A 15,927-nucleotide genomic window follows, 5' to 3' on the forward strand; every position below is an offset into this window, starting at 1 on the left:
GGTGTCGACTGACTTATCCACTCGCGAGCAAGCTTTGCTCCCACAAGCTTTGCATCGTTTTGACGATTGATTCATTCATCTGCCGACATCGCCAGACGGCTCAACCCAGTTGCTGTGCCAATACCGCAATATGCTCCGGCCCGATCCCGCAGCAGCCGCCCAAATGGCTGGCCCCGCGCTTGCGCCAGTCCGCCGCCCATTGCAGGTAACCCGGTGGATCGAGGTCTTCGCGCAGCGGGTCCAACCCGTCGTTGGCGGTCGCTTCTTTGGGTTGCGGCGGAAAGGCGTTGGCGTAGGCGCCGATGTGGATCGCCACGCCCAGGCGCTCGAAGGTTTCATGGGCAGCGTCAATCGCCGCGCCGATCACTTCCGGCTGGCTGCAGTTGAACAACAGCACTTCGACGCCCAGTTCGGCCGCCACTGCCGCGGCGTCTGCCACCGGTTCACCGGAGCGCAGGCGCGGCACTTCATCGGTGTCTTCGTCTTTCAGGGTGAACGACAGCCAGAACGGCTTGCCGTCCTTCGGCAACCCGGCGTGAATCGCCCGCGCTTCAACGGTCGAGCTTTGAGTCTCGGCCAGCCACAAATCGATGTGGGGGGCCAAGCCGTTTACCAGGGGCGCCAACAATTCACTGGCACGGGAAGCGTCGAACAGATCCGGCCGATAGGAACCGAACAGCGGCGGCAGCGACCCGGCCACGCGCACCGCTTTGCCTGAGGCCTGCACCGCCCGTTGCGCCAACTCGCCAGCCAGCGCGGCCAGGGCCTGGCCTTCGGCGGCGAAACGCGCTTCGCCAATATGGAACGGCACCACCGCATAGCTGTTGCTGGTGATCACGTTGGCGCCGCTGGCGATGTAGGCCGCGTGCACGGCTTCTACCGCCTGGGGCGCTTCGCTCAAGGCCAGGGCCGACCACTCGGGCTGGCGGAACGGCGCGCCCCGGCGTTGCAGTTCGCGGCCCATGCCGCCATCGAGAATGACTGTCGTTGCTGCGCCCATATGCGATTCACTCATAAGCTTATGAAAAATACTCACTACCGGAGTTGTTCTTATAACTATTTAATACGCACCATTCAGAGAACTACAACTTATTTTTCTAACAGGGCCCTCACATGAAACGACAACCATTGCTGGCCCTGGGCCTGACGCTGCTGGCCGCCTCTTCGCAAGCGTTTGCCGGTGCCACGCTGGATCGCATCGAACAGAAAAAAGAACTGGTCGGCGTGTTGATGGAAAGCTATCCGCCCTTCTCGTTCCTCAACGATCAGAACCAGCTCGACGGGTTCGACGTCGACGTGGCCAAGGCCGTGGCGCAGAAACTGGGGGTGAAGCTGCGCCTGGAGACGCCGTCCTGGGACGTGATCGCGGCCGGTCACTGGAGCGGGCGCTATGACATCTGCATCTGCTCCATGACGCCGAGCAAGGCCCGCGCCGAAGTGTTCGACTTCCCGGTGCAGTACTACGCTTCGCCCGCCGTGATCGTGGTCAACGCCAAGGACGACCGTATCCACGGCGCCAAGGACTTGAGTGGCAAGAAAGTCGGCCTCACCAGCGCCTCCAGCTACGAAAGCTACCTGAACAAGAACCTGGTGATCGAAGGCGCCGAGGATACCCAACTGAGCTACCCGTTCGAGGACGTGCAGGTCGCCCCGTACGACACCGACAACGTCGCGTTCCAGGACCTGGGCCTGGGCGCCGGGGTGCGCCTGGACGCGGTGCTGACCAACCTGGTGACGGCGCAGCCGCGCCTGACCGAAGACAAGCGCTTCAAGCTGGCCGGCGAGCCGCTCTATTCCGAGCCGAACTCGGTGGCCATCGAAAAAGGCGACGCCCAATGGGACAGCAAGGTGCGTGAAGTCTTCGCCCAGTTGAAACAGGACGGCACCTTGAGCAAACTCTCGCAAAAATGGATCGGCGCCGACATCACCCAATGACTTCTTTTCCACCCCCTCAGCCACCGCCATCGGTGGCTGAGTCACGCCTGCAAAAAATCTTCGGTTTTCGCACCCGGCTGTATTTGACCTGGGCGGCCATGCTGGTGCTGTTCGCGAGCTTCTTCCTGAGCTTCGACCTGAAGTTCTCCATCATCCTCGACAAACTGCCGAACCTGTTGGGTGTGCACCTCGCGCCCAATGGCTTTTTGCAGGGTGCGGTGCTGACGTTGTTCCTGTGCCTGTGCTCGATCGTCGCCTCGTCATTGCTGGGCTTCATCACCGCCCTGGCGCGGCTGTCCAGCAGTGCGGTGGCGTTCGGCATCGCCAGTTTCTACGCGTCGTTCTTTCGCGGCACGCCCCTGCTGATCCAGATCCTGCTGATCTACCTGGGCCTGCCCCAACTGGGCGTGGTCCCAGGCGCCATCGCCGCCGGGATCATCGCCCTGTCGCTGAACTACGGCGCTTACCTGAGCGAAATCTTCCGCGCCGGCATCCTCGGCGTCCCCAACGGCCAACGCGAAGCCTCCCTCGCCCTGGGCCTGAGCGAAACCGTGATCTTCTGGCGCGTCACCCTGCCCCAGGCCATGCGCACCATCATTCCGCCGACCACCAACCAATTCATCTCGATGCTCAAGGACTCTTCGCTGATCTCGGTGATGGGGGTCTGGGAGGTGATGTTCCTGGCGCAGTCCTATGGTCGTTCCAGCTATCGCTACATCGAAATGCTCACCACGGCGGCGATTATCTATTGGTTGATGTCCATTGCATTGGAGCTGATCCAGGCACGGATGGAGCGGCATTATGGGAAGGCGTATCTGAATAACCGCTGAGCTGTTGCCAGCGTTGCCGGTATGACTCACCCACATGGGTTACAAATCAGTTCAAGCACATAGGTAACAGTTTTTACTGCAAGCCGGGAGCTCACAACATTTGCACACGACACAAAAACTGTGGGAGCGAGCTTGCTCGCGATGACGTCGGCACATCCAACATCACCGCAAACTGCCTCACCGCCATCGCGAGCAAGCTCGCTCCCACAGGAGGAACGCGTGCACTCTAAGCCAGGCCGGCTATAAGGCCGCCTCGCTTTGGCTTTTGATCTCAGGCGCCCCGTTAAACCACGCTGGCCGAACGCAGGTATTGCGCAGTGGGCACCTCGGCATGGATGCCGAGGTAGCCGCGCTGGGCCATGGATGGCCCTTCGCGGCGGCCCACGGAGCAATGCCTGCGTTCGGGCACACCGAGCCTAGGCGAGGTGCCGAGTGGTGGGGCAAGAGCGTTTTGGTTACTTTTGCGCTTTTCAAAAGTGACCCGCTGTAAGAGCGGAACCATAAGTGGCCGTTACCAAAGAAACGGATATACACACCATTCCTAAAATCCCACCCGGCTCAACGGTTAAGCGGAAATATCCGCCCGACGTATAGCCGAATCGCTAGCAGATGAAGTCTGACGATCACATCCACCGATGCTCCACCCCAACACTTCCAGCGCATCGCAACCATCCTGCAACAGCAAATGCGCGGCGTTGGCAAAGTGCTCCAAGTCATAACCCTCGGCGTTTTTCAGGCATAGGCAGGAAACGCTATTGAGTAAGTCTCGAGCGGCTTTGATGCGATGTGCAGCCGTTTCCAAAAGATCGGAAGCACCAGCTTCTGTGTCGATAAACAGTGTGGCGCCGACGCCGGTATTTGCTTGAAGGGGGTGGAACTTGATCATCGGGTTGCTCTCTTGAGTTAGGAGCTACCACCGTTCGCGGCTAAACGAATGTAGGTGGCAGCTGTACGCGGGTTAGCCGACCGGACAAGAGAATCCGGCACACCCGAAGATGTCCCCCGCACAGCCGCCATAAATGTAAAAACACAGGCAGCAAAAAGCGCCGCCATTGGGGGCGCTCGTGCACTCTTGTTCGACCGGCTAAGATCGATCACCGATTGGTCGGTGACGAGAGAACTATAGGCGAGGCCCTGACGATACAACGCTGAGTTTCTGTATCTCGGAACCATCCTACGCGAAACACAGAATGGGTTTACAGAGCTCAATTTTGATCGGCCGGAAGCCTACCATCGCGAGCCCAATCTGTATCGAGCAGTTGATACCCGACAAAATTGAAAGGTGCATGCGCGCTGTAGGGCAAAGCCTAGAACCGTGAAAGTCAACAAGACGACACGCTGATCGCAGCACAAGCAGCCTACAGATTTCATCCGCCGAATCTTGCCCGCGGCGAGAAAGTGGCTGGCATCGCCGCCCAGGGTGAAATTTTTAAAGTGCGACCTCTTCCATCAGAGGTCCCATTCGATGCCTACCCAACACCTGTTTCTGCCCCATCATCTCGCGCTGGCAATTGCCTTGGCACTTGGTTGTGTCGAGGTTTCGATGGCGCAGTCCGTTGACGGGCCACCCCGTCCATTCGAAACAACCGCCGAAATGCAGGCTCGCCTCAAGGCGTTCGCAGCTACGCCGGGCATCAATATCAAGCGGGTCACCAACGCCCAGGAAATGCCGCTGTCGCAGGACGACGGCGACGATCTGGTGCTTGTCAGCAGGCAAGGCGAACTCATCGGGCTCACCGACGGTGGCGGCGGTGCCAATGTCTTGCAACTGGAGATCGCCAAGGGCGGCGAGTTAGGTGAACTACGCAATATCCAGGATGTGTATTTGAAGCGAGGCGAATGGTCGAACGGCAAGGATTTCGACAGCCGCAGCCTGATTGATTCGAACGCCAAATTGATCAACACCGGCCGTATCGGTGGTGCGGTTCACGTTCTGGGCGAGTTCGCTAACCAGGGCTTCGTCGCCGGGCCGGTCTTCGTGGGGAAAAAGGCCAGGTTCAGCGGCAGCGGAACGGTCGACGCGCTGGACGTAGCGGGCTCGCTGGAAGTCGGCCCTGACATGGGCGCCCCTTCAGTGGTCAACGACCTCAGGTTTTCCAAGGGCGCGACGCTGGTCTATGGCATCGACGCAAAGAAAGGCAGCGCCACGATCAAGGTCGGCGGCACCGCCACCCTGGACAATGCCATCTTGAAAATCGCAGCCGTACCGGGCGAATACATCGACACGAGCAGACACATCGTGATCGACGCGGACAAGGTCGAGGGGGAATTCGGGAAGATCGTCAATGACCTTGCGTACATGACGGCTACAGTGGACTACACCACAGGAAAACAGGTCGGCCTGACCTACACACGTAACAATGTCCCGCTCGAACAGGCCGCGACCACTGATAGCGGCCAGGCACTTGCAGCCAGCATCCTGGCGCCGGCCCCAGAAACCGTCGTCACGGCAACAGCCCCACAACCGCCTGCCACCGAGCCGCCACTCCATCACGTCACACCCAAGCCCGCGGAACCCGCAAAAATCGCCCGCGCCACGCCCACGCCCACGCCCACCAGCCAAACACAAACCACCCATCCGGCCCCCAAGCCCAACGCCGCCATCAACGCCCTGCTCGGCAGCAACCGGGTCACCGCCGCCGATGCCCTCGACCAGTTGAGCGGATACGACACAGCTGACCTGGGCAACGCTACCCTGAGCAGTGTCGCGCCCATCAGCACCGGGATGCTAGCGGCCATCGGCCAGAACACTTCGCAGGGCACCCATGGCAATGGGCAGGTCTGGGTCCAGGCCATCGGCAACAGTGGCCGCATTGGTAAGCATCTGGACGACTACGCGCTAAAGCATTCGACAACCGGTTTGCTGCTGGGAACCGACTGGACGATCAACCCGACTTGGCGCCTGGGGGTCATCGGCGCCAAGAGCGAGACCCGGCTGGACGGTCATCGATTCGATGGCCGGCTCGACAGTTGGCATGTCGGCGCTTATGCCTTGCGCCAGGATGGGCCGCTGGCGCTACGCCTGGGCGCGGTGTATGGCGATCACGACGGCAGCACCAAGCGCCACGTGGCTTTCAACGGTTTCAGCGATCGACTCAAAGGTCGTTACGACGCCAACACGCAGCAGGTCTTCGGGCAAATCGGCTACAACCTGGACGTCGGGCATTTCGATATCGAGCCCTATGTCCAGCTGGGTTACCAGCGCTACCAACGCGATCGCTTCACGGAGAAAGGTGGCGACGCGGCGCTGCGGTTCGAGAGCCAGACCCAAGACCACTACACCAGCGAACTGGGCCTGCACCTCGCCCGCCCCTTCGTTCTTGACCAGGGAGCGCGGTTGACGCCGCGCCTGAATGTCGGCTGGAAACACCTCTATGGCGACGTCCGAGGCAGTTCTCGGCAACGTCTGGTTGGCGGCGGCAAGACCTATACCGTCGAGGGCATCGAGCTGGACCGGGACAGCTTGCTCCTGGAAGCCGGCCTGGACCTGGCCGTTTCGCCACGACACACATTGGGGGTGAGCTACCAGGGTGAAACCGGCCAGGACAATCGCAACGGCGCGCTGATGGGGCAGTGGCGGATGATGTTCTGACTCATTTTGGGCAGACACCACCATCCCCTGTGGGAGCAAAGCTTGCTCGCGATGCAAGCGACTCGGATCCAGCTTGGTACCGAGGCGCTACTATCGCGGGCAAGCCTTGCTCCCACAGGCTCGCTCCCACAAGGACTGCGGAAAATTGGGAAAAAAAAGGGGAGCACATGCCCCCCCGAGGTTAAAACGTTGTATCGAGGCTGTTCAGTCAGCCTTCGATCTCGATCAGGATCTCGCCCGGGTTGACCCGGTCGCCCTTGGCCACATGAATGGCGGTGACCTTGCCGGCGATGGCCGCCTGCACTTCGGTTTCCATCTTCATGGCTTCGGTGATCAGCACCGCTTGGCCGGCCTTCACCACGTCGCCCTCCTTGACCAGGACATCGACGATGTTGCCCGGCATGGTGGTGCTGACATGGCCCGGCGCAGTGGCTTGCTTGCGCTTGCTGCTGCCGCCGCTGACAAACTCATTGAGCGGTTCGAACACGACCTCTTCCGGCATGCCATCGATGGACAAGTAGAAGTGACGCTTGCCTTCGGCCTTGACGCCCACACCGGTGATGTCGACGCGGTAGGTTTCACCGTGAACGTCGATGACGAACTCGGTCGGTACGCCTTCGCCGCCCGCGGAGCTGACGCTGCCCGCCTCGGGGATCGGCAGCAGCACTTCCGGGGTCAGGGTGCCGGCGTCGCGTTCTTCGAGGAACTTGCGACCGATGTCCGGGAACATGGCATAGGTCAGCACGTCCTCTTCGGACTTGGCCAGCGCACCGATTTCGCCACGCAGCTTGGTCATTTCCGGCTTGAGCAAATCGGCCGGACGCACGTCGATCACCTCTTCGCTGCCGATGGCCTGGCGACGCAGCTTTTCACTCACCGAACCCGGCGCCTTGCCGTAGCCGCCCTGCAGATAGAGCTTCACTTCGTTGGTGATGGTCTTGTAGCGCTCACCAGCCAACACGTTGAAGAACGCCTGGGTGCCGACGATCTGCGAGGTCGGGGTCACCAGCGGCGGGAAGCCGAGGTCTTCGCGCACCCGCGGGATCTCCGCCAGCACTTCGTTCATCCGGTTCAGTGCGCCCTGCTCTTTCAACTGGTTGGCGAGGTTGGAGATCATCCCGCCCGGTACCTGGTTGACCTGGACGCGGGTGTCCACGGCGGTGAACTCGCTTTCGAACTGGTGGTATTTCTTGCGCACGGCGTAAAAGTACAGGCCGATTTCCTGCAACAGCTCCAGGTCCAGCCCCGTGTCGAATTCACTGCCTTTAAGGGCCGCGACCATCGATTCGGTGCCCGGATGGCTGGTGCCCCAGGCGAAGCTGGAGATCGCGGTGTCAATGTGATCGGCACCGTTTTCGATGGCCTTGAGCTGGCACATCGCGGCCAGGCCGGCGGTGTCGTGGGAGTGGATGAACACCGGCAACGATTGCTCGGCCTTCAGCGCTTTCACCAGTTCGCCAGTGGCATACGGGGTCAGCAGGCCGGCCATGTCCTTGATCGCCACCGAGTCGCAACCCATGGCTTCCATCTGCTTGGCCTGGGCCACGAACGCCTCGATGGTGTGCACCGGGCTGGTGGTGTAGGCGATGGTGCCCTGGGCGTGCTTGCCGGCGGCCTTCACCGCTTCGATGGCGACCCGCAGGTTACGCACGTCGTTCATCGCATCGAAAATACGGAACACGTCGATGCCGTTGACGGCGGCCTTGGCCACGAACGCCTTGACCACATCATCGCTGTAATGGCGGTAGCCCAGCAGGTTCTGGCCGCGCAGGAGCATCTGCAAGCGAGTGTTGGGCAGCGCCGCGCGCAGTTGGCGCAGGCGCTCCCACGGGTCTTCCTTGAGGAAGCGCACGCAGGCGTCGAATGTCGCGCCGCCCCAGACTTCCAGCGACCAATAGCCGACTTTGTCGAGCTTGTCGCAGATCGGCAGCATGTCTTCGGTGCGCATGCGGGTGGCGAGCAGCGATTGGTGGGCGTCGCGCAGGATTGTGTCGGTAACAAAGATCTTCTTGGACATGGTCATACTTTCCTTACAGGCCTGCGTGGGCGGCAATGGCGGCGGCGATGGCCAGGGCCAGCTCTTCGGGTTTGCGCTTGATCGAGTAGTTGGTCAGTTCAGGGTGGCTTTCAACGAAGCTGGTATTGAACTGGCCGCTGCGGAATTCCGGATTGCGCAGGATCTCCTGGTAATACGCGGCGGTGGTCTTGACCCCCTGCAGGCGCATGTCATCCAGGGCTCGCAGGCCACGGTCCATCGCTTCTTCCCAGGTCAACGCCCAGACCACCAGTTTCAGGCACATCGAATCGTAGAACGGCGGAATGGTGTAGCCGGTGTAGATCGCCGTGTCGGTGCGCACACCCGGGCCGCCAGGGGCGTAGTAGCGGGTGATCTTGCCGAAGCTGGGCAGGAAGTTGTTTTTCGGGTCCTCGGCGTTGATCCGGAACTGCAACGCAAAACCGCGGTGCAGGATGTCTTCCTGCTTGACCGACAGTGGCAGCCCGGAGGCGATGCGGATCTGCTCGCGAACGATGTCGATACCGGTGATTTCTTCGGTGATGGTGTGTTCCACCTGCACCCGAGTGTTCATCTCCATGAAGTACACCTCGCCTTCGGCGAGCAGGAACTCCACGGTGCCGGCATTCTCGTAGCCCACGGCCTTGGCCGCGCGCACCGACAGGTCGCCGATGTAGGCGCGCTGCTCGGGGGTCAGCTGCGGGCTCGGGGCGATTTCGATCAGCTTCTGGTTGCGGCGCTGGATCGAGCAATCACGCTCGAACAGGTGCACCACGTTGCCGAAACTGTCCCCCAGGATCTGCGCTTCGATGTGCTTGGGGTTGACGATGCATTTTTCCAGGAACACTTCCGCCGAACCGAATGCCTTGGTGGCTTCGGAGATGACCCGGGGGAAGGCCTGTTCGAGTTCTTCACGACTGTTGCAGCGACGGATACCGCGACCGCCGCCGCCAGACGTGGCCTTGAGCATCACCGGGTAACCGATCCGATCACCTTCGGTCAGCGCTTCTTCAATGCCCGATACGTTGCCTTCGGTGCCTGGCGTGACCGGCACACCGGCCTTGATCATGCTGCGGCGCGCTTCGGTCTTGTCGCCCATGCGGCGAATGACTTCCGCCGACGGGCCAATGAATTTGATGCCGCGTTCAGCGCAGATGTCCGCCAGTTCGGCGTTTTCCGAAAGGAAACCGTAACCGGGGTGCAAGGCATCGCAGCCGGTTTCCACCGCCAGGTTCACCAGTTTGCGCGGGTTGAGGTAGCCGGCCAGCGGATCGGCGCCGATGCTGTGGGCCTCGTCCGCACGCTTGACATGCAACGCATGACGGTCCGCGTCGGAGTAGACCGCGACCGAGCGAATGCCCATCTCGGCGCAAGCGCGCACGATGCGGACGGCAATCTCACCACGGTTGGCGATCAGGATCTTTGTTATCAATTGGAGGTTCCCTTGAGCCGGTGATACCACGGCCTGAGGTCCAGGCCGACGCGTGACCAGATGTAACAATTGGTCGCAGCTCCACACTAGTCCTGGCTGTGGATTAACAAAAATGAATAATTATTGGGTCATGCATAAGCAAAGACTTATAGTTGCGTTACCCGCCCCACCCCAGAGTGCTTAGAAAATGCGTAAGTCATTGATGCGTATGACATTGCGTCAATTGCAGATTTTCAACGAGGTGTGCGACCTGAGGTCTTACAGCCGTGCAGCCGACGAAATGTCTCTCACACAACCGGCCGTTAGCCTACAGATTCGATCCTTGGAAGAGCTGATTGGCCAGCCGCTGTTCGAGTATGTCGGCAAGAAACTCTACATGACCGAAGCCGCCGAAGCCCTGCAACGTGCCAGCCGAGACATCTTCGGACGCCTGGAAAACCTCGATATGCAGCTCTCGGATATGCAGGGGTCGCTGCAAGGCCAATTGAAGCTGGCGGTGGAATCCAGCGCCAAGTACTTCGTCCCGCACCTGTTCGCCGCGTTCAAGCGCCAGCATCCGGAGGTCAATCTGAACCTCACGGTGGTCAACCGCGGCCAGGTCATCCGCCGCCTCTCGGACAACCGTGACGACCTGGTGATCATGTCCATGGTGCCCCAGGACATGGGCCTGGAGTTCCTGCCCTTCCTCAACAATCCGATCGTCGCCGTGGCGCCGCCCGATCATCCGCTGTGCCACCTGGGTCCGCTGCGCTTGCAGGACCTGGAACCCTACACGCTGCTGTTGCGCGAACCGGGGTCCGGCACGCGACTGGCCTGCGAGGAATACTTCAAGGAGAAACGGGTGCATTTCACCCAGACGCTGGAAGTGGCGTCGGCGGAAGCCCAGCGCGAGTGCGTGGTGGCCGGGCTGGGCGTGGCGCTGTTGACGCGCCACGCCGTGAGCCGGGAGCTGTCGTCCGGCGCACTCATCGAGCTGCCGGTGGAGGAATTGCCGCTGTACCGCAGTTGGTGCCTGGTGCAGGCCAGGGCCAAGCGCCTGTCACCGGTGGCCCATGCCTTCCTGGCGTTCGTGCGCGGCGAGCGCGCTCAGATCATTGGCCTGGTTGAGCGTTTCGACGGGAAACCGCCGACGATGCCTGCCAGTAATTGAATTCTGCCGCGTCAGGAAATTCGCTGATCTCGGCCAGGAGCTGGCGCTGCTCATAGCGGTCTTCAATGGCACGACGGAACGCCATGCGGCGCTGATCTTCCTGCTGACGACGGGTTTTGACGGCGCTGCGTTCTTCGTAGGACTGGGTCATGTCGAGACTCCCAAGACGTATACGGGAGTTTCACGATGAAGGCGCGCGATGACCGTTTGGCGGCGCGGGGGTTACAGAACGATGAATTCGGGCGGATGACACGCTGTGGCGAGGGAGCTTGCTCCCGCTCGGCTGCGCAGCAGTCGCACCTGCCAATGCGGCGTGTCTGGATAAGCGTTGGGGGTCGCTTCGCAACCCAGCGGGAGCAAGCTCCCTCGCCACAAAAGCCCCTCAACCCAAAGCTCGGGACTTTAGTCGTCCAGCGCCTTCACCGACTTGGGCGACAGCCGCAGGCTGCGAAGGCTGCGCTTCACGCTCTTGAGGTGGTTGACCAGGCTCGGGCCACGGGCCATGGCGACGCCCATTGCCAAGACGTCGATTACCACCAGGTGGGCGATGCGCGAGGTCAGCGGCGTGTAGATCTCGGTGTCTTCATGCACGTCGATGGCCAGGTTCACCGTGGACAGCTCCGCCAGTGGCGTCTGGCTCGGGCACAAGGTGATCAGCGAGGCACCGCTTTCACGCACCAGGTTCGCGGTGATCAGCAGATCCTTGGAACGCCCCGACTGGGAAATGCAGATCGCCACATCGGTGGGTTTCAACGTCACTGCCGACATGGCCTGCATGTGCGGGTCGGAATAGGCTGCCGCCGTCAGCAGCAACCGGAAGAACTTGTGCTGGGCATCGGCCGCCACCGCGCCCGAAGCGCCGAAGCCATAGAACTCGACACGCTGGGCCTGGGACATGGCCGTGACGGCTTTTTGCAACGCCACCGGGTCAAGCTTCTCGCGAACCTCCATCAGTGTATGCAGGGTGGTGTCGAAGATTTTCAGGCTGTAGTCCGCCACCGAGTCATCTTCATGGATCGCAAACTGACCGAAGCTCGCCCCGGCGGCCAGGCTTTGTGCCAGCTTGAGTTTCAGGTCCTGGAAACCCGAGCAACCAATGGCCCGGCAGAAGCGCACGATGGTCGGTTCGCTGATGCCGACGCTGTGGGCAAGATCGGCCATGGAACTATGCATCACGGCCGCTGGATCAAGCAGTACGTGATCGGCGACTTTCAGCTCCGACTTGCGCAGCAAGTGGCGTGACTGGGCGATGTGTTGCAACAGGTTCAAGGGGCTGGACTCTTGTTATGGGCAAATGCCGGGATGTAGCAAGCTTGTAGTTATACTACAAGAATTGGCGCTTTGCCCGTCCAAAACGTAACTGGATTGCCGCGCTGCCCCTTTGTTTTGGCCGAGGATCGCCAGATGTAGCAGCCTGGGCCCTTGGCGCAAACCCTCTGCGTTGGCCGATCCACTGTCCCCAGACGTGACCTGAGCCCTGGCTGGGGAAAAACCGTCTATTCAATCACTGACTACTGACTACTTCCCCAACAACATACTCCAGCCGTCATCGATAATATGACCCACGAAAAGCCTGACAACTCACTCAACAACTAACGTCTTCTTACAATCCCAATCGCAATTTCCCAGACACTATCAAGTCAAAGTAGATATATTGGCTCCCGCAGGACGCAATCAACTTAACTACAGGAGTTACTACCATGAAAATCACAACTAAAGATTGGACCGCACAAATCGATCGCATGCCAGGTGCCGCGTCGTTCCGCACCTTCGGTACTGTAACCGTACCCCACACGGGCATTACGCCAAAGCTGGTACGAAGCCCGATGCAGGACAAGTCCTTTGATCTGCGACTGGAGTTGAAACTTGAATCTTCCAATGAAGTTTCGCTGCCGGTCATAACCGACAAAGTCGTCGAATACAAAGTACCTGGCGAGTCTCATGTCACCGGTGTGAGCATTTTTTTCGAAGGGCAGTTGCTGCATCACATTGATGAAGTACTCGTGACCAACTAAGCATACGTTAACAACTTCCCGCCAGACACTAAAAGCGTCTGGCGGGAAGTTCCAATCGAGGACCGGGTTCATTCATTCAAGTGCTTGCATCCGCAACAACCCGGCCAACCCATCAGCTTCCACTGGCCGACTGATCAGATACCCCTGCACCTCATCGCAACGCTCGTTCCTGAGGAAATCGAGCTGCTCCTGCCGCTCGACGCCTTCGGCCACTACCTTGAGCGACAGCCCATGGGCCATTGCAATGATTGCCCGGGTAATGGCGGTATCCACGCTGCCCTCGCCCAGCCCGCGGATGAATGCCTGGTCGATCTTCACGTAGTCCACCGGGATACGTTTGAGGTAGCTCAGGGATGAGTAGCCGGTGCCAAAATCGTCGATCGCCAGCTTGACCCCAAGGTCACGCAATTGCTGGAACGTGGCGATGATGTGTTCGACGCTGTCGAGCAACTGGCTCTCGGTCAACTCCAGCTCCAGGTACTGGGGCGCCAGACCGGTTTCTTCCAGCACTTGTCGCACCAGGCTGACCAGCTTGCCCTGGCGCAATTGATGCACCGACAGATTGACCGACACCCTGATCGGCTCGAGCCCCTGGCGCTGCCATTCGCACGCCTGCCAACAGGCCTGGCGCAACACGAACTCGCCAATCGGCCCGATCAACCCGGTCTCTTCGGCCAGGCCGATGAAATCCCCCGGCGGAACCCGCCCCATGGCCGGATGATCCCAGCGCACCAGCGCCTCGGCGGCGTTCAGGCGACCGGTCGCCAGGCACAGTTTCGGCTGGTAAAAGACCGTCAGTTGTTGCTCTTCCAAGGCCTTGCGCAGTTGGTTTTCCAGTTGCAGGCGCTCCAGCGTGCTGGCCTGGAGGCTCTCGGTGTAGAACTGGAAGTTGTTGCCCCCCAAATGCTTGGCGTGCTGCATGGCCATGTTCGCCTGGCTGACCAGCGTGGCGATTTCCCGCGTGTTATCAGGCAACAGGCTGATGCCGATGGAAGCACTGAGCACCAGTTCATGGCCCTCGATGGTCAGCGGCACGCGTAGCTTGGAGGCCAATCGGGTCGCCACCCGCGCCAGGCTTGAAAGGTTGCCGTAGGCATCGAACAACACCGCAAACTCATCGCCGGATAATCGGGCGATGGTATCCGCCTCGGGCAGCGCATTGATCAGGCGTCGCGCCATTTTCTGCAACAACTGGTCGGCGATGTCATGACCGAGGCTGTCGTTGAGCAATTTGAAACGGTCCAGGTTGATATGCAGCAACGCCAGGCTGCGCCGTCCGCCCTGGCGCACCCGCTGATGCGCTTCGTTCAGGCGTTCGCGAAACAGCGAACGATTCGCCAACCCAGTCAATTCGTCGTAATGGGTCAGGTAGCGCATCCGCTCTTCGGATTCTCGCCGTGCCGAAAGATCGGCGAAGAAGCCCACGATATGGCTGACATTTCCCCGAGCATCGCGCACGACGTTCAGTTGCAGCCACTGCGGATACAGCTCGCCGTTGGCCCGCGCCTCCACCAACTCACCCTGCCAGGTGCCGTGCTGCTTGAGCGATTGGCGAATGACGGGGTAGTGCCGGCGCGCATCGCGGCTGCATGGCAGGTCGACCACGTTGCGCCCGAGCATGTCCTCGATATTGAAACCGGTAACCCGCGTGAACGCCTGATTGGCGGCGAGCAACAGGTAGTTGGGGTCGAAAATCACAATGCCTTCGCTGGCGGCCTCGAACACCGTGGCTGCCAGCTGGCGTTGCTGCTCGAGTTCCTTGCTTGCGCTGATGTCGCGCCGGGTGCCGACCATGCGCAGCACCCGTCCGCTCGCGCTACGCTCCACGGCCCGGCCGCGGTCTTCGATCCAGACCCAGTGACCATCGCCATGACGCACACGGTATTCGATCTGGTAATCCTCGCTGCGACCCTTGAGGTGTTCGACCAGGGCCCGCTTGAGCGCCGGCACGTCCTGGGGGTGCAGGCGCGGGGTGAGGTGGCTGAGCATCGCCGTAACGTATTCGGGCTCCAGGCCGAACAGCTCCTTGAGCTGGGTGTGATGGACTTCGTCAGTCTGCAGGTTCCAGTCCCACAACCCCAGCTCACTGGCCTTGAGGGCCAGGGCCAGGCGCGCCTCGCTCTTGCTCAGGGCCTGGCTGGCGACCTCCAGTTCAAGGCTGCGTTGCGCGACCCGCGCCTCCAGGCCAACCTGGGCCGCCCGCAGTTTCTCCTCGGCCGAACGACGTTGCTCGACCTCCCGGGCCAGCGCCTCGTTGAGCAACGCACTGCGGGTTTGGGTTTGCTGCAGATGCTCGATCAGGGCCTGGTTCTGGAAGCGTCGCAGCATGCCACTCTGGATCAAGCGATTGACTTGCCAGGCCACCACGCTCAGGGAAACCAGCACAATCAGCCCCAGCCAGCCCCAACCACGTTGCTGCTCATCGCCGCCCCAGAAGAGATAACCGATGGCCGGTAACAGGCAGGGCAAGGTGAAGGACAGGAACGCTGGAAGGCTCACGGCATAGGCCACACTGGCCGACAGCGCCGCCGCGCCAATCAGGCCGAACACCCAGGCCTGCTGCTGGAAGCTGTCGGCCGGGACCAGCGCGATGCCGGCCCCGGCCAGCGTCAGGCCGGTCATCGCCGAGCCCAGCAAAAACATGCGCAACCAGATCGGGTGCGCCTGGCGGCTTGGCATCGCCGAATCGAAAGCCGCCACTTGGATCACCCGCAGCGCCACCAGTGACAACAACCAGACGAGCCAGACGCTGACCAGGAAATAGCGCCGCGGCTCCCACAACAGCGCGGCGCAGACCAGACCATTGAGCAGCATGAACAGCGTGGGCAGCAGTGAGCCTTGATACAACAGACGTGTGCGCTCGACCGCCATCTCCGTGGCGTACTGCTTGCAGATGATCCGCGGTTCCACACAGGGGCCCGCCGGATCGGAATTGAGGGTCATTGGCACTGTTCTTGTT

12 protein-coding genes are annotated in these 15,927 nt (G+C 60.8%); 5 read left to right on the plus strand and 7 right to left on the minus strand.

The window, feature by feature from the left end; all coding sequences use genetic code 11:
* Window positions 1-100: 100 nt before the first annotated feature.
* Window positions 101-1,000, minus strand: a complete 900-nt coding sequence (locus tag IB266_RS16055) for a homocysteine S-methyltransferase family protein (RefSeq protein ID WP_192261760.1) — start codon at window positions 998-1,000, stop codon at window positions 101-103.
* Between the two features lie 113 nt (window positions 1,001-1,113).
* Between IB266_RS16055 and IB266_RS16060 the strand changes: the two genes are divergently transcribed.
* A complete protein-coding gene (locus IB266_RS16060) occupies window positions 1,114-1,935 on the plus strand; it encodes an ABC transporter substrate-binding protein (protein WP_192261761.1) in 822 nt (273 codons plus the stop codon).
* On the plus strand, window positions 1,932-2,765 hold the full coding sequence (locus IB266_RS16065) for an amino acid ABC transporter permease (protein WP_060739974.1): 834 nt from the start codon (window positions 1,932-1,934) through the stop codon (window positions 2,763-2,765). Before IB266_RS16060 ends, IB266_RS16065 begins: the two co-directional genes overlap by 4 nt.
* Window positions 2,766-3,330: 565 nt before the next feature.
* Here IB266_RS16065 and IB266_RS16070 read toward each other — a convergent pair.
* Window positions 3,331-3,651 (minus strand): hypothetical protein, encoded by a 321-nt coding sequence (locus tag IB266_RS16070; protein WP_192261762.1) that lies wholly within the window; start codon window positions 3,649-3,651, stop codon window positions 3,331-3,333.
* 657 nt (window positions 3,652-4,308) lie between these two features.
* On the opposite strand from IB266_RS16070, the gene IB266_RS16075 reads away from it, so the two are divergent.
* Complete coding sequence (locus IB266_RS16075; RefSeq protein WP_318646596.1) at window positions 4,309-6,357, plus strand: autotransporter outer membrane beta-barrel domain-containing protein; 2,049 nt, start codon at window positions 4,309-4,311, stop codon at window positions 6,355-6,357.
* 208 nt (window positions 6,358-6,565) lie between these two features.
* Here the strand turns inward: IB266_RS16075 and oadA are convergent, their stop codons facing one another.
* Both oadA and IB266_RS16085 read right to left on the minus strand, forming a co-directional pair.
* Complete coding sequence (gene oadA, locus IB266_RS16080; RefSeq protein ID WP_060739972.1) at window positions 6,566-8,374, minus strand: sodium-extruding oxaloacetate decarboxylase subunit alpha; 1,809 nt, start codon at window positions 8,372-8,374, stop codon at window positions 6,566-6,568.
* Window positions 8,375-8,387: 13 nt separating this feature from the next.
* On the minus strand, window positions 8,388-9,803 hold the full coding sequence (locus IB266_RS16085; RefSeq protein ID WP_025216234.1) for an acetyl-CoA carboxylase biotin carboxylase subunit: 1,416 nt from the start codon (window positions 9,801-9,803) through the stop codon (window positions 8,388-8,390).
* Window positions 9,804-9,990: 187 nt separating this feature from the next.
* On the opposite strand from IB266_RS16085, the gene IB266_RS16090 reads away from it, so the two are divergent.
* Entirely contained in the window at window positions 9,991-10,953 is a 963-nt protein-coding gene (locus tag IB266_RS16090; protein WP_072407551.1) for a LysR family transcriptional regulator, read from the plus strand.
* On the opposite strand, the gene IB266_RS16095 is transcribed toward IB266_RS16090, so the two are convergent.
* Complete coding sequence (locus IB266_RS16095; RefSeq protein WP_060739970.1) at window positions 10,895-11,104, minus strand: PA3496 family putative envelope integrity protein; 210 nt, start codon at window positions 11,102-11,104, stop codon at window positions 10,895-10,897. The two genes, IB266_RS16090 and IB266_RS16095, sit on opposite strands and share 59 nt — an antisense overlap.
* Window positions 11,105-11,355: 251 nt before the next feature.
* A complete protein-coding gene (gene hexR, locus IB266_RS16100; RefSeq protein ID WP_003187110.1) occupies window positions 11,356-12,222 on the minus strand; it encodes a transcriptional regulator HexR in 867 nt (288 codons plus the stop codon).
* A 431-nt stretch (window positions 12,223-12,653) separates the two neighbouring features.
* On the opposite strand from hexR, the gene IB266_RS16105 reads away from it, so the two are divergent.
* The gene (locus IB266_RS16105) at window positions 12,654-12,968 is read left to right on the plus strand and encodes a hypothetical protein (RefSeq protein ID WP_192261764.1); all 315 of its coding nucleotides are present in this window, start codon (window positions 12,654-12,656) and stop codon (window positions 12,966-12,968) included.
* 72 nt (window positions 12,969-13,040) lie between these two features.
* On the opposite strand, the gene IB266_RS16110 is transcribed toward IB266_RS16105, so the two are convergent.
* Window positions 13,041-15,911 (minus strand): putative bifunctional diguanylate cyclase/phosphodiesterase, encoded by a 2,871-nt coding sequence (locus IB266_RS16110; protein ID WP_192261765.1) that lies wholly within the window; start codon window positions 15,909-15,911, stop codon window positions 13,041-13,043.
* Window positions 15,912-15,927: the final 16 nt, after the last annotated feature.

The sequence above is a fragment of the Pseudomonas sp. Pdm06 genome, assembly GCF_014851795.1.
Classification (GTDB): Bacteria; Pseudomonadota; Gammaproteobacteria; order Pseudomonadales; family Pseudomonadaceae; genus Aquipseudomonas; species Aquipseudomonas fluorescens_AA.

Bases quoted from the DNA above. Each gene is read 5' to 3' on its own strand.
- IB266_RS16055 (WP_192261760.1), bottom strand. From the start codon at position 1,000: ATGGGCGCAGCAACGACAGTCATTCTCGATGGCGGCATGGGCCGCGAA.
- IB266_RS16060 (WP_192261761.1), top strand. From the start codon at position 1,114: ATGAAACGACAACCATTGCTGGCCCTGGGCCTGACGCTGCTGGCCGCC.
- IB266_RS16065 (WP_060739974.1), top strand. From the start codon at position 1,932: ATGACTTCTTTTCCACCCCCTCAGCCACCGCCATCGGTGGCTGAGTCA.
- IB266_RS16070 (WP_192261762.1), bottom strand. From the start codon at position 3,651: ATGATCAAGTTCCACCCCCTTCAAGCAAATACCGGCGTCGGCGCCACA.
- IB266_RS16075 (WP_318646596.1), top strand. From the start codon at position 4,309: ATGGCGCAGTCCGTTGACGGGCCACCCCGTCCATTCGAAACAACCGCC.
- oadA (WP_060739972.1), bottom strand. From the start codon at position 8,374: ATGTCCAAGAAGATCTTTGTTACCGACACAATCCTGCGCGACGCCCAC.
- IB266_RS16090 (WP_072407551.1), top strand. From the start codon at position 9,991: ATGCGTAAGTCATTGATGCGTATGACATTGCGTCAATTGCAGATTTTC.
- IB266_RS16095 (WP_060739970.1), bottom strand. From the start codon at position 11,104: ATGACCCAGTCCTACGAAGAACGCAGCGCCGTCAAAACCCGTCGTCAG.
- IB266_RS16105 (WP_192261764.1), top strand. From the start codon at position 12,654: ATGAAAATCACAACTAAAGATTGGACCGCACAAATCGATCGCATGCCA.
- IB266_RS16110 (WP_192261765.1), bottom strand. From the start codon at position 15,911: ATGACCCTCAATTCCGATCCGGCGGGCCCCTGTGTGGAACCGCGGATC.